The sequence below is a fragment of the Candidatus Methanodesulfokora washburnensis genome, from assembly GCF_003947435.1.
GTDB classification, from domain to species: domain Archaea; phylum Korarchaeota; class Korarchaeia; order Korarchaeales; family Korarchaeaceae; genus Methanodesulfokora; species Methanodesulfokora washburnensis.
In genome coordinates this window covers 1-11,281 of the sequence record NZ_RCOS01000074.1, presented here as the reverse complement: position 1 = coordinate 11,281, position 11,281 = coordinate 1, and the positions used below count along the sequence as shown (strand labels likewise).

Genomic DNA, 11,281 nt, shown 5'->3' with positions numbered 1-11,281 from the left:
TTGTGAGATTCCCGTGATGAATCCGCAGAATGCCACAAGGGACACGGCAACCTTTCAATTCTCTTTGTGAGATTCCAAGGCAAGTGCTAAAAATGAAATGAACAAAGCGACCATCCTTTCAATTCTCTTTGTGAGATTCCGAATACAGAAATAGAAGGACGGGACAGCTGTTCACCCAAGAGGTGACAGACAGCACCCACGAGGTGCCAAAAGTCACCCAGGAGGTGCCATTAAATACAATTGTAATTCAAACACCAGATACAGGCACCTCTCAGGTGCTCAAGAGCACCCAAGAGGTGACTTCTGTCACCCAGGAGGTGACGGCACCATCCTCTGAGAATATAGAATCTAAAAAACCAGAGCTTCCAAAAGGAGAAGTCCCATTGGCAGGACTTCCCTCATCAGGGAAACCAAAGGAACCTCAAGTGGACTTCTCGTGGGCTACAAGGAGAGGGAACCTCAAGGAGCTTGTGGTGAGGTGGGTCGATGTCTTCAGGAAATGGGACATAAAACAGCTCGAGGATACATTCAGGAGGTGCAAGGGAGATGATCCAACAAGAGAGGCAGTAATCATTGTGATGAAGGAGAGGTTCGTGAAGACATTGCCTGAGACAGAGAAAGCGATGATAAGAAAATTCTTCAAGGATGAGGAGGTTCAGAGTTTCATGAAGGAACATGGGATTAAGGGGATAGAAGAACCAGCTCCAGAGGAGAAGCCTGAAGAATCTCAGGAGGTGAAACCTAATGCCTAAGAAAACACCAAGAAAGACTGAAGCTCAGAAGATGCAGGAAAGACAGGATAAAATAATAAAAGCAGCGAACGAGATAGTTAAGATAGTCAGGAAAGAACAGAGCATAACGATAGGAGAACTGATTGTGAGAACTGGCTATTCTGCATATTTAATAGGACAGGCTTGGAACTACATTCAGAGCACTGTCGATTACATAGATATGGATGCAACTAATGGAACACTCTTCATAAAAAAGAAGTATAGAGATATAATAAAGAAAGAAGTCGAAGAGGAGGAGAAAGCGGAAAAGGAAGCTGAAAAAATGGCGAAAGAGCTGGGAATAGAGATATGAGGTGATCATATGAGTGAGGATCAAAAAATAATGATCGATCTGAAAATAATGGAGATGGAATATATTATTTATAAATACGAACAATTGAAGAAGATAGCTGAGGGGTTCAAGACCTCAATTGAGGCAATAGTGGGTGGAGATGTCATCTTCAGGGATAAAGAAGGAGAGAATATATACTATCTTGAGACTGGTAATGCCTCTTATATTTTCATAGAGCCGAATGTTATAATAAAAGAGTATGTTGAGGAAATCGGGGATTTCAGGATAGTGAGGACTGAGGTGGAAGTATTCCATCAGGAAGAAGCACTATTCAACTTCTGCCGTTCAGAGAAGATTCCAGTTCCTCCTCTAAAAGAAAAAATAAAATAGTGTACCCCCTCCGCCAAGATGGAGGGGGCTAAGTTTATATATCCTTCATCCCTTTATAAACCTTTCTTTTTATTAAAATAATAGTTGGGATCGGATAGGCTACTGCCTAATGAGGTTGAGCAACTGCTTAATCTGGTGAGATTTCTCGATAGTTTTCTCGAATGTTTTTTCGACTTGTTTTTAACTAAACTTTATAAGCAACTGCTTACCCCTATATAGTGGAGGCGAGGTGATGGGATGGAGGATATGAAAGAGAGTTGGGGACGAAAGGTGTCCCCAGTCTTTGTTTTGGAGGTGGGGAGGCCGATAGTTTCTTCTGCGGCCTCCCAGCTTGGAGAGAGCGAAAAAGATCTCACTGTACTCAGTGTTCCAAGGACAATAACTGAGACAGAGATCCCCAAAATAGCTGCCAAAGCTTATAAGATGATCATGGAACTTGGAAGAGGAGGAGAAACAGTAACCGTGATTCTCTCTGGGCCTTTAGCATTAGCTTTTGAACTTGGACAGGCTATTGGACTCTCTCATGTAAATATAGTTCTTTATCAGTTCACCTCCGGCAAGTACTTCAAGGTTCCTCCCTTAACAAGGGAAGATCTGTTCAGGTGAGAGCATGACTCCTTCTAATGAAATCTCTTTCATAAAGGAATTCTCGATAAAGCGATCGGCTAATGTAACAAATGTTTATTTTTTCGAGACTCAGGACTTTAAGAGGATACAGCAGTTCTTATCTTTCCTCACTGACCAATCTCTGACGCAAGATATCTTCAGGTATTCTCCACCAGCGATAATGGTCTGGGATCTCCAGACAAACGAAATATATGACCCAATCACCAAGTCACCCGTGCAACTTGACGGGGCATCTCCTTTTGGAATAAATCCCGTTAGTCTTCTTCCAAGGCTCAGGAGCAAGGGCCAGACTACTGTGCTCATAATAAAATACGTTTACTTACAAAGCCAAGCAAACATGTTATCCGATTTTCTCCTTGCTGCTTCTCATGACGATGGAATCTATGAGAATAAGAGCACAGTAGTTGTCTTCTGTGCTGATGCCGAACTATTTCCGCAGGTTCTGAGAAACTTATGCTACACAATAACCATAATCTCATCGACACCAGAAGAGAGAAGAGCAGTCTTAGAAAGTCTCAAGAAGGGCATCCTAGAGGAATTGAAAAGAAGGAAGATAGCTGATCTCCCAATAACTCTGAACGACGACATAATAAATGCGAGTGGAGGACTCAACTTGCACGAGGTTTCCACAGCTGCATTGGAATCCTTCAAGAAACACAAAAACTTTATGGTTCAGGAATTCACTAATTATAAAATAAAATTGTTAAAAGAGGCTGGATTAGAGTACATCGAGCCAAGGCGTGGTTTTGAAAGCGTCGGGGGATATGATTATCTAAAACAGTATGTCTCGAAGAGAATAATCACAGTCTTAAGAAAGCCTGAAATAGCAAAGCACTATGGTATTCCGATACCGAAAGGAATTCTCTTATTCGGGCCTCCAGGAACAGGAAAGACTTGGTTTGCTAAGGCTATGGCAAAAGAAGTTGGACTACCGATGATAATAATTGATCCTTCTGTCTTTTTAAGAGGGATCGTTGGTGAAACAGAGATGAGAGTGAAAAGAGTAACACAGCTCATAGAGTCCTTAGCTCCATGCATGGTCTTCATCGATGAGTTTGACCAGCTTACTTTATCGAGAGCTTCTGTGATGTCCACAGACTCAGGAGTGTCAAGAAGAATGACAAATATGCTCCTTACTTGGCTTGGAGATGAGAACAGAAAAGCATTTGTTGTCGGTGCTACCAATTTCTTATCGGACATAGATCCTGCGTTTTTGAGACCAGGGAGGCTCGATGACGCTCTTCCAGTATTTTATCCAGATGTAAATGCACGGCTAGAGATTCTCAAAGTTCATACCTCGGTCATAAGAAAAATGCCTATTGATAATAGTGTTGATCTTACAAAAATAGCTCAGATGACAGAGTACTTCACAGGTGCTGAGCTTGAAAAAGTTGTTATCGAAGCTGCTATAACAGCTATGGACGAGTCTTCTGATCATATAAAGCAAGATCACTTTGATAAAGCCATAAAATCAATTAACATAAATCCAGAAGAGAGAGAGAAGAAACTTAGAGCTATGATATTCGAGCTCAAGAAGTTTGAGAACATAAATCAGTCATTGATAGAGCAAGCAATGAGGATGGTAACTTCTCGACCAGAGGAAAGCAGAGTAGCGGGGGTGATATGATGAGCCACTTTTCCACGATTAAGATCAAGATAAAGAACCCCAATATCGATCTCCTCAAAAATACTGTTAACAGAATAGCACAGGAAACAGGAGGACAGATCGTGGAAGAGATCCGTGATGCCAACTACAACACTCTTATCCAGGGCAGGGATTTTGTAATAGGCTTCACAAATGACACATTCTACAGGGGAGTAGGGATTAGGATAGACGAGAACGGAGAGGTAAGGCTTGTCGGGGACTTCTGGAGGGTTTCCCAAGAGGGAATAGAAAAGTTCAAACAACTGCTTGTCCAGAGATATGCTTCTGAGGCAATGAAGTACTCTCTCATGAAGTTAGGGTACAAGGTGCAGGAGCAGAAAGTACAGAACAAGATAGTAATTCATGCTATGGAGGTGATGTGATGAGGGAGATAAAAGTCGAGATAGACGAGAACGGAAAGGTCAAGATTCTCTACTCCGGCTTCGCCGGTGGTGCATGCTTCGAAGAGGCAAAGAAGCTCTATACTCTACTAAAGGCCCAAGGATTGGATGTTACCATAGAAGCGACACAGGTAACACCAGAGTTCTACTCCACAGCTTCTGCTGCTAAAGTCAAGGAGGTGAATGGAGGATGAAAAAAGGTCTTGAGAAGCATATAATAAAAACAGAAGAAATGAGAGAAATAACTGTAATAGTAAACGAGGATGGAAATCTCTACTTTCTCATGGTTCCCTCTGAGAAAGTGCTGGAAGAACTGAAAAAACAGGGTTTAGAATTCGAGGGAAGGGTGATTCTCTGTGGGTGAAACTTGGTTAGATTTTAAGAGTAGGCTTTCCTCTATTTTGCCTCCTCAGAGAGAGGGAGAGATAGACCCCTCTCTAGCAACAGAAGAACAGAGAGCACTATGGACAAGGCTTCAAGAGATAGCAGAAAAAATAAAGAAAGATACAGTACACTTCCTGAATCTCCCTGAGGATGTGTACGGCGATTCTTTTTATCTCCTTAATGTGAGAAAGGAAATATTCAACAGATCCAAGAAGCTCCAGGATCTAGCGAACAAGATAATCGAGCTCCTTCCTCAAGGAGGGATAGGGCCCAACTATGCTTATATTATATTCTCAGTCGGGAATAATCTCTTCCTCCTGTTCACTACTACCGCTTCTTACCCTGAGGCATATTCTAAGTTCAGGGAAATAGCAGACCAGTGCCGTGATACTATCCAAAAAATTAATGTGCTGTTCTTCCCAGAGATACAGAGGGCTGAGTTCGAGGACGCTGAAGTAAAAATAAACGAAATTATGAAAACAGTAATGAACCACTATCCTTCTGAGATAACTAAATACATAATTGTAGAAATACGTCCTGAAACAGTCTACCTTTACTGTGCCTCACAGATAATGGGGAGAGTTATAGGAAAGCAGGGAAAGAATGTGAAGGAACTCCAAGAGAAACTGAAACAGTTTGGGATACAGAAAGTCAAGGTGAAGGAGGACTACCAGCTCAGCAGGCTTTACTCAGATCAGGAAATCCCGCACATGGATTCAGAAGCACTCCAATTAGTAGCTCAGATAATCGATCTTCTGGAGAAGCTGAAGAAGAAAGGTATCACGATAGATGATGTTGTGAAGTTTGTAAAACAGCAGGAAGAGGGGGAGCCTCCCTCCGAGGAGGATTATCAGGATTATTCGGGGGTGATGTGATGAAGAAGGTTCGGTTGAGAGGGAATTTCCTCTCTGTTGCGGTTCCTACCGAGAGCTACTTCATGAGGGATGTTGATTGCTCTAAGCTTCCAGGCCCAACATACCTCCAGCTTGTAACACAGCTTCAGGATCTCCTATCAGGCATAGATGAAACTCACAGGGAAAACACAGATAACTTCGCCCCATCTAGGAGATCCCTGAAAGCAAGGTATCTTAAAGTCACGAATACTGACAGGAGAAGAATTCTGTCCTTCTTCGTTATTCCAACACCCTTAGTTTCCAAGATAAAGAACATAAGAGCAAAAGTATATAATACAGTCAGAAAATATTCGATAGTGATAGAGCAGATAAGGATGGGATACCACAGGGACAACATATACATCGTTCCTCCTGAATATGCGGATGATCTCTTGGCTGAAATAGAGCAGTACAACAGAATACTGAAGAGTTTAGTCGAGGAGGCAAAGAAGTTTGATATAACACCAATAGAAGCTCTCTTATCGAGATATGATCTAGAGCTCCAGAAGAAGGATACAGATATTCCAGAGATAAGAGTGGAGCTGATGCCCATATCATTCTCAACTTACGAAAGTAATTCATCCAGAGTCCAAGAGCTTCTAAGGAAGAGGGAAGAGGAGTTAGTGAATCAGGTGCTGGAAGAGCTTAAGAAGAGGCTTGAGCCGACAATAAAAGCAATAACAGAGCAGACAGAGAAGCTTGCCACGAAAAAGAGTTACAACAGTCTCATGAAAGGCCTCGAGAGGATAAAGAAAATGGCTGATGACATAGGATTACATGAATTCTCATCTGCTGTTATAGTTCCTTTAATAGAAGCTCTTGAAGACCCGGATAAAGCATTAGAGATAAAATCAGATCCCGAAGGATGGATAGATGGGAGAATAAAATCCCTATTCTAATCTTTTTTATTTCTTCTTTTTGTTTCCTTCAAGCAACTGCTTAATCGGGAGATAAGCTCTCTCCTTTCCCCTTTTTCCCTTATTGCCTTTCTCCTAGCAACCTTTAAATTCACTCACTACATTAGTGTCTTGGTGACTGGATTTGAAGAAGTCCAAGACCTTAGAGAGCCCCGAGAGGCTCAGGTATCTGATGAATGAGCAGGGAAGGAAGGTTCTCCAGATGCTTAGAGAAAGAGCAAAGAAAAATCAGGGAGTGAAGAACTGGGAGTTCATGGAGGCTGGGATACCAAGATACTCAGCTAGAATAAGGGAGCTAAGACAGCAGGGACACATAATAAAGACTGTGAACAAAGGAGGAGGGGAGTACGAGTTCTTCTACATCGATTTCGATCCGAGTCAAGCAAAGAAAGTGGATGAATGTTCCCTCTACCTCATAAAGGACGGGCAGACTAGGTTCAGGAAGAGCTTTTCAGGTTTTGCATCAGAGATAGGGATGGAGGTTGATCTTCCAAATGAGGGATTTGACACTCTTTTATTCATAGAAAACAGGGATCATGCACCGAAGAACCCAGTCCTAGTCGTCTTCTACATAAAGAGAGGAGTCCCATCGATAGAGATAATGAGGGACACTAGTGAAACTAGGAAGATGATACAGTCTATGGCTGAAAAAGCGAAAGAAGAAGGATACAGCTTCATAGCTGTCAGGAGGATGCCTGAGGCTGAAGTCAGGGCTCTTCCCCTGTGAGGTGATATTATGAGCATGCTGGGGCGAGTTTTATCGGATCTGTATTGTAATGATGGAAAGCCCACTATGGTGACCCTTTCCATAATAAGAAACACATATGGGGAAAATTCCGGAGCTTGGGCAATTCTCAGGTTCCTTGAGGAGAAAGGTTTTGTCAGGAGGGAGCTTGACGGAGGTAAAATCAGGGTTTACCTTACTCCACACGGAAAGATGGCCCTCTCAAGAGACCTTCGTGATCTGGATGAGGAGCTCAGGAAAAGAGTTAGGGAGGCGAGAAGATGCATGAGGAGAAAGAAGAGATACTTGATATGAAATCCCAGATATCCACGTCCCTTCCCCTCTGGGTCATAGAATACCTGAGAAAGAAGAGGAAGGAGACTGGAATTTCAATATCAGAGCAGATAAGGGATTATGTCATTGAAGCTGTTAAGAGGGAGATGGGAGAATGAAGAAGAACTCCTATGTCCACGTTTTCAGGGTTAGGAACGAAAAACTTAACGCATTTTTCGAGGGGAAATGGGGGATAGAGCAGGTGAAGGATGAGGTCTGGATATACAATGACCGCACAAATCCTGAGATGTCCACAGTCATGAGGGAGAGAATTCACATAAGGTTTTGCAAAGATAAGGCTAGGATGAGGCTCATGCAGGATGTCTTCAAGTGCTCCAATGAGACCTGTCTTGAGGATATAATCGGGGAGGAGGTCATCGTCAGAATGCAGAAAGACGTCAAATACCTCAAGAAGTTCATAAGCCACCTGTTCTCCCTTGCTAGGGACAACAGGAGGACTGCGTGGTCTGTCGCCATGAGGTACTTGGAAGACGAGCTCAGGTACAGGGAGTGGGAGAAGTTTGAGAAACCAGATATATCCAAGCTTGAGAGGGAGGAGGAATCTGAAGAAAGAACATGGGGGAAAAACGTGGAGCTGGAGCTGATAGTGAACGAGGCTGAGAAGGAGGGCCTTATGTATGAAGCAAGAGATTCAGTCCCGTGAGGTGGATCAAATGAGCGGGAACAGGATTCTGGACGAGATAAAATTGAGGCCAAGGAGGTGGAAGTTCATACTAAAAGAGTGGAGAAAGCCAATATTATACGGAAATGTTATATTGACTGGAGAAGATGTAAGAGTGGAGGGAGACTGGATTGTGTTCACAGCAACTGATGGAATTAGAAAGTTCAGGATGGACGTCTGGGGAGAAGACTTTCTGGAGATGATGAAGATGGACAGGGATGATCTCTCTTATGCACTTCTTGCACTAAAATCAGATATATATGACGTGATATTCGAGGTTCCTCCCTCCTGATTTTTGGTGTTTTTATGGAGGAGAAAAGAGATTACTACCTCTGGGTTCTGAAAGCATGCGGAATAAAAGATGCTGAAAGACTGGCTAACACTATGCTCGGAGTTATGGTTCTTCTGGAGGAAGAAGGAAGGATAAGGCCTGTAAAGAGGGAAATAAAAAAGAAATGTAGGCTAGTGAGGAGGGCTTAGTAGTCTCTCTTTTTAGCGGAATCTCATATATGTGACTGGAATTACTTCCCTCTTTCTGATCCACTCGTTTATGTCATCCTCTGTCGGGAGGAGGTCTGGCCTGCCGAGCCTTATAACATCAGCACAGGCATCAGTGAGCCATCCAGTGTGAAGGGGCTCAGGCCAAGGATTAAACGGAAGGTTCTTCTCCTTGAGGAGATCAGAATATTTCAGCAGGAATGAGATCGTGTACTTGTACTTCCTTCCCTTGCCAAGCCTTATCTTCTCCCCCTTGTATAAGCAGAAGGGCCCCTCAGAATCGACCCCATATTGACCGTCTAATCTGTAGCACACTCCCTCAAAGAAAGATTTTGCGATCCTCATCCTTTCCACCCTAGCTCATCGCCCTTCTGATCTTCTCCCTTAACTCTTTGTAGATCTCCTCTATTCTCTTTGCTGGATCTTTCCAGCTCATATAGCAGACAAGACCAGGGTATTCCTTCTCGCAATCAGGAGGTATGAACGTCGGTCTTCCTCTGGCCTCCATTAACAGGTACTTCCCCTTATATTTCCCTTCATTCCATATCCTGTGAGCTATTCTATCCATTTCTCCTCTGTCAAAGTGGAAGTCCAGGTGGAGCACTCCCTGCTCTTTCGATAATATCCCCCCGATTTCCTTGCTTGTCCTCTTTATGAATTCCTCTATCTTCTTTTCAGCAGCTGGGGAGTACTCTGGGATTCCGCACTGAAGCTCCACTGAGGGAACTTCCGCATCCTCCACTGGGCCCCAGCCACCCCGTCCTCCTAAGGATTCGCATAGTTTCCAAGCTTCCTCTCCTACTCTTGAGGGCCACTCAACTTTCCTGAAACTCAACTTCATGCCCAACCCCTTAAAATCAGAAATGTTTTACTTAAAAAGATACATCTTACAAGAATAAATCTGTCGCATTACGCTTGGTAATGCGACATTCACTCCTTCACAGCTGACTCGACTCTTGGATTCGTCTCTGTTGCCTCCATCACTGTTTTCTTAACATCCTCCATCATCGCTTTAATCCCTATGGTGAACCTCTGTATCTCCTCATTGGTGATTATCCTCAGCATCGGGTAATACCAGCCTTTCTTCATCTCCTTGGCTCCAGGGAAGACTATGAAGTTCTTCAGGTGAGATCCCATCTCCAGTGCGACTCTCTTCGCTGTGTTATAATCCATTCCCTCAGTTTTATAGCAGTTATAAAATAAAGCAGTTGTAAACCCAATCTCTGTTATCTTTCCCTTCACTACTACTCTCATCAGGAGCAAATGCTTGTAAACCTCAATGGGAGAAAACTTGGAGAGGCTTCTGGATATGTAGCTGTTCTTCACCCTTCCAAGATTTACGTCCTGATACGTTATCCTCAGGTTTGCAGTAGGGTCTCCCTGTTCTACCTCCTTTATTCCCCCATCTAGCGAGAAAAAGGCCTCTTTAGACTGGTTTCTGAACCAGTGGAGCAGAATTGATTCCATTGATTCACCATTTTGGAGGCCAAGCTATGAGTTCGTCAGGCCTCAGCATCCTCAGTCTTCTCCTTCTCCTCTCTCTGTTTACCATCTCATAATATGCAATAACTCTAGGATCTGTTATAGGCACGCACGCACTCTCCATCCGTGCAGCCGCTGGGTGCACTAAATCCTTCCTTGCTTTCTCGCATGACTCCAGATCTGGAAACCTGCTGGTAACGATCCACTTGTCCTCCAGCTTTGCTATAAGAGCATACTTCGGTCGAACCATCCTCCTTCTATACATGTTGATCCCAAGAAAATACCATCTCTTAATAAAAGCTTTATTATTTCATTCTCTAGAATAGTGAGCTTAAATATTCTACCCTTCTCTTTTCAAGATGCTTGCGGTAGACGAGCTCTGTGATAGATATAATGGAAGGCTCTTTCAGGATGTATGCAGGATATCTGAAAAACCAACTGACGAGATGATAGAAGATATTGTGAACATAGACAGGGGATCTGTCTGGGTCAGATGGGATGGAAAAAGCCTGCATGTCCTCAGGAAAAATGATGCCTTTCAAATATCGGTAACAGGTTCTGCCAAGATAAGGCAGTCTTTCAGGACTAAAGAAGAGTGCGAGAAAGGAATTGAGAGAAGAAAGGACATACTAAACATGGAGGGCCATAGATTAGAGGGGATCTGCATGCCGGATGGAACATTCGAGGGAAAGGTCACTTATCTTTACAGATCCATCATACCTGCTGATATTGAGAGGGAGAGGAGAGCTGAAATGCTAAAGGATAGGATAAAGAAAGCTGACAGAATTCCTGAGCTAGTGATGAGGCTATTCCCAGAGAATTTCGGGAGGAGGAGCCAGAAGCTGTATGTGATAATCTGAGCAGTTGCTTGTCCGATAAGTTTTTATTTGATCTTATCCTCTCTTTGTGGAGAGCCCTCCAGAATCCCAATGAAAAGGGGATTGAAGGATTCGTTCTCAGGTATTAGCGATAATGGAGACTTAAAGAATCCCAAACAGGGATTCCTCCCAATGAAAAGGGGGCTGAATCTTTTTGGGAATAAATTTTTAAGCTCGTGAAGGCATCACTAATTATGTTGCTCGATGATCTTGTGTCAAAGTCCATATACATAATTCGGGAGGCTGTTATAGCAGCCGAAAGGGCAAACAAGAACATAGCAATGCTCTGGTCTACTGGAAAGGACTCCACGACAACCCTATATTTAGCCAGGCAGGTGAAACCTGATATCTTTGTCATCCATCTG

The 11,281-nt window shown here is 43.3% G+C and carries 21 protein-coding genes; 17 read left to right on the top strand and 4 right to left on the bottom strand.

The genetic code is table 11. The annotated features are described in order from the left end of the window. Positions 1-296: 296 nt before the first annotated feature. From D6D85_RS05960 to D6D85_RS16190, 16 genes are all read left to right on the top strand, one after another. Positions 297-752, top strand: a complete 456-nt coding sequence (locus tag D6D85_RS05960) for a hypothetical protein (RefSeq protein WP_237558770.1) — start codon at positions 297-299, stop codon at positions 750-752. Further along, positions 745-1,083 carry a hypothetical protein gene (locus tag D6D85_RS05955; protein ID WP_125671158.1) on the top strand — a complete coding sequence of 113 codons (339 nt, stop codon included), beginning with the start codon at positions 745-747 and terminating at the stop codon, positions 1,081-1,083. Before D6D85_RS05960 ends, D6D85_RS05955 begins: the two co-directional genes overlap by 8 nt. Positions 1,084-1,092: 9 nt before the next feature. Beyond that, positions 1,093-1,452: a hypothetical protein gene (locus D6D85_RS05950; RefSeq protein WP_125671157.1), complete on the top strand. Its 360-nt coding sequence runs from the start codon at positions 1,093-1,095 to the stop codon at positions 1,450-1,452. Between the two features lie 237 nt (positions 1,453-1,689). Beyond that, on the top strand, positions 1,690-2,058 hold the full coding sequence (locus D6D85_RS05945; protein ID WP_125671156.1) for a hypothetical protein: 369 nt from the start codon (positions 1,690-1,692) through the stop codon (positions 2,056-2,058). 4 nt (positions 2,059-2,062) lie between these two features. Further along, positions 2,063-3,706, top strand: a complete 1,644-nt coding sequence (locus D6D85_RS05940; protein ID WP_125671155.1) for an ATP-binding protein — start codon at positions 2,063-2,065, stop codon at positions 3,704-3,706. After that, the gene (locus D6D85_RS05935; RefSeq protein WP_161969713.1) at positions 3,706-4,107 is read left to right on the top strand and encodes a DUF1257 domain-containing protein; all 402 of its coding nucleotides are present in this window, start codon (positions 3,706-3,708) and stop codon (positions 4,105-4,107) included. Before D6D85_RS05940 ends, D6D85_RS05935 begins: the two co-directional genes overlap by 1 nt. Next, positions 4,107-4,319 (top strand): DUF2997 domain-containing protein, encoded by a 213-nt coding sequence (locus D6D85_RS05930; protein WP_125671153.1) that lies wholly within the window; start codon positions 4,107-4,109, stop codon positions 4,317-4,319. Before D6D85_RS05935 ends, D6D85_RS05930 begins: the two co-directional genes overlap by 1 nt. After that, positions 4,316-4,489: a hypothetical protein gene (locus D6D85_RS16200; protein WP_161969712.1), complete on the top strand. Its 174-nt coding sequence runs from the start codon at positions 4,316-4,318 to the stop codon at positions 4,487-4,489. The genes D6D85_RS05930 and D6D85_RS16200 overlap by 4 nt, the downstream gene beginning before the upstream one ends. Next, the gene (locus D6D85_RS05925; RefSeq protein ID WP_125671152.1) at positions 4,482-5,384 is read left to right on the top strand and encodes a hypothetical protein; all 903 of its coding nucleotides are present in this window, start codon (positions 4,482-4,484) and stop codon (positions 5,382-5,384) included. Before D6D85_RS16200 ends, D6D85_RS05925 begins: the two co-directional genes overlap by 8 nt. Then, positions 5,384-6,301 carry a hypothetical protein gene (locus tag D6D85_RS05920; protein ID WP_125671151.1) on the top strand — a complete coding sequence of 306 codons (918 nt, stop codon included), beginning with the start codon at positions 5,384-5,386 and terminating at the stop codon, positions 6,299-6,301. Before D6D85_RS05925 ends, D6D85_RS05920 begins: the two co-directional genes overlap by 1 nt. A 142-nt stretch (positions 6,302-6,443) precedes the next feature. Then, complete coding sequence (locus D6D85_RS05915; protein ID WP_125671150.1) at positions 6,444-7,046, top strand: helix-turn-helix domain-containing protein; 603 nt, start codon at positions 6,444-6,446, stop codon at positions 7,044-7,046. 9 nt (positions 7,047-7,055) lie between these two features. Beyond that, on the top strand, positions 7,056-7,358 hold the full coding sequence (locus tag D6D85_RS05910; RefSeq protein ID WP_125671149.1) for a hypothetical protein: 303 nt from the start codon (positions 7,056-7,058) through the stop codon (positions 7,356-7,358). Next, on the top strand, positions 7,325-7,495 hold the full coding sequence (locus tag D6D85_RS16195; protein ID WP_161969711.1) for a hypothetical protein: 171 nt from the start codon (positions 7,325-7,327) through the stop codon (positions 7,493-7,495). The genes D6D85_RS05910 and D6D85_RS16195 overlap by 34 nt, the downstream gene beginning before the upstream one ends. Continuing rightward, entirely contained in the window at positions 7,492-8,040 is a 549-nt protein-coding gene (locus D6D85_RS05905; RefSeq protein ID WP_125671148.1) for a hypothetical protein, read from the top strand. The genes D6D85_RS16195 and D6D85_RS05905 overlap by 4 nt, the downstream gene beginning before the upstream one ends. A 10-nt stretch (positions 8,041-8,050) precedes the next feature. Then, positions 8,051-8,350: a hypothetical protein gene (locus tag D6D85_RS05900; RefSeq protein WP_125671147.1), complete on the top strand. Its 300-nt coding sequence runs from the start codon at positions 8,051-8,053 to the stop codon at positions 8,348-8,350. 14 nt (positions 8,351-8,364) lie between these two features. After that, complete coding sequence (locus D6D85_RS16190; protein WP_161969710.1) at positions 8,365-8,538, top strand: hypothetical protein; 174 nt, start codon at positions 8,365-8,367, stop codon at positions 8,536-8,538. A 12-nt stretch (positions 8,539-8,550) separates the two neighbouring features. On the opposite strand, the gene D6D85_RS05895 is transcribed toward D6D85_RS16190, so the two are convergent. From D6D85_RS05895 to D6D85_RS05880, 4 genes are all read right to left on the bottom strand, one after another. After that, complete coding sequence (locus tag D6D85_RS05895) at positions 8,551-8,901, bottom strand: hypothetical protein (protein WP_125671146.1); 351 nt, start codon at positions 8,899-8,901, stop codon at positions 8,551-8,553. 10 nt (positions 8,902-8,911) lie between these two features. Continuing rightward, positions 8,912-9,397: a hypothetical protein gene (locus tag D6D85_RS05890; protein ID WP_125671145.1), complete on the bottom strand. Its 486-nt coding sequence runs from the start codon at positions 9,395-9,397 to the stop codon at positions 8,912-8,914. Positions 9,398-9,486: 89 nt separating this feature from the next. Next, positions 9,487-10,023, bottom strand: a complete 537-nt coding sequence (locus D6D85_RS05885) for a hypothetical protein (protein ID WP_125671144.1) — start codon at positions 10,021-10,023, stop codon at positions 9,487-9,489. 4 nt (positions 10,024-10,027) lie between these two features. Further along, positions 10,028-10,288: a hypothetical protein gene (locus D6D85_RS05880; RefSeq protein ID WP_125671143.1), complete on the bottom strand. Its 261-nt coding sequence runs from the start codon at positions 10,286-10,288 to the stop codon at positions 10,028-10,030. Between the two features lie 109 nt (positions 10,289-10,397). On the opposite strand from D6D85_RS05880, the gene D6D85_RS05875 reads away from it, so the two are divergent. Next, entirely contained in the window at positions 10,398-10,898 is a 501-nt protein-coding gene (locus D6D85_RS05875) for a hypothetical protein (protein WP_125671142.1), read from the top strand. The last annotated feature ends 383 nt before the right edge of the window (positions 10,899-11,281 follow it).

Excerpts from the sequence above, each read along its gene's own strand:
- D6D85_RS05955 (WP_125671158.1), top strand. The coding sequence starts at position 745 with ATGCCTAAGAAAACACCAAGAAAGACTGAAGCTCAGAAGATGCAGGAA.
- D6D85_RS05950 (WP_125671157.1), top strand. The coding sequence starts at position 1,093 with ATGAGTGAGGATCAAAAAATAATGATCGATCTGAAAATAATGGAGATG.
- D6D85_RS05945 (WP_125671156.1), top strand. The coding sequence starts at position 1,690 with ATGGAGGATATGAAAGAGAGTTGGGGACGAAAGGTGTCCCCAGTCTTT.
- D6D85_RS05940 (WP_125671155.1), top strand. The coding sequence starts at position 2,063 with ATGACTCCTTCTAATGAAATCTCTTTCATAAAGGAATTCTCGATAAAG.
- D6D85_RS05935 (WP_161969713.1), top strand. The coding sequence starts at position 3,706 with ATGAGCCACTTTTCCACGATTAAGATCAAGATAAAGAACCCCAATATC.
- D6D85_RS05930 (WP_125671153.1), top strand. The coding sequence starts at position 4,107 with ATGAGGGAGATAAAAGTCGAGATAGACGAGAACGGAAAGGTCAAGATT.
- D6D85_RS16200 (WP_161969712.1), top strand. The coding sequence starts at position 4,316 with ATGAAAAAAGGTCTTGAGAAGCATATAATAAAAACAGAAGAAATGAGA.
- D6D85_RS05920 (WP_125671151.1), top strand. The coding sequence starts at position 5,384 with ATGAAGAAGGTTCGGTTGAGAGGGAATTTCCTCTCTGTTGCGGTTCCT.
- D6D85_RS05910 (WP_125671149.1), top strand. The coding sequence starts at position 7,056 with ATGAGCATGCTGGGGCGAGTTTTATCGGATCTGTATTGTAATGATGGA.
- D6D85_RS16195 (WP_161969711.1), top strand. The coding sequence starts at position 7,325 with ATGCATGAGGAGAAAGAAGAGATACTTGATATGAAATCCCAGATATCC.
- D6D85_RS05905 (WP_125671148.1), top strand. The coding sequence starts at position 7,492 with ATGAAGAAGAACTCCTATGTCCACGTTTTCAGGGTTAGGAACGAAAAA.
- D6D85_RS05900 (WP_125671147.1), top strand. The coding sequence starts at position 8,051 with ATGAGCGGGAACAGGATTCTGGACGAGATAAAATTGAGGCCAAGGAGG.
- D6D85_RS16190 (WP_161969710.1), top strand. The coding sequence starts at position 8,365 with ATGGAGGAGAAAAGAGATTACTACCTCTGGGTTCTGAAAGCATGCGGA.
- D6D85_RS05895 (WP_125671146.1), bottom strand. The coding sequence starts at position 8,901 with ATGAGGATCGCAAAATCTTTCTTTGAGGGAGTGTGCTACAGATTAGAC.
- D6D85_RS05890 (WP_125671145.1), bottom strand. The coding sequence starts at position 9,397 with ATGAAGTTGAGTTTCAGGAAAGTTGAGTGGCCCTCAAGAGTAGGAGAG.
- D6D85_RS05885 (WP_125671144.1), bottom strand. The coding sequence starts at position 10,023 with ATGGAATCAATTCTGCTCCACTGGTTCAGAAACCAGTCTAAAGAGGCC.
- D6D85_RS05880 (WP_125671143.1), bottom strand. The coding sequence starts at position 10,288 with ATGGTTCGACCGAAGTATGCTCTTATAGCAAAGCTGGAGGACAAGTGG.
- D6D85_RS05875 (WP_125671142.1), top strand. The coding sequence starts at position 10,398 with ATGCTTGCGGTAGACGAGCTCTGTGATAGATATAATGGAAGGCTCTTT.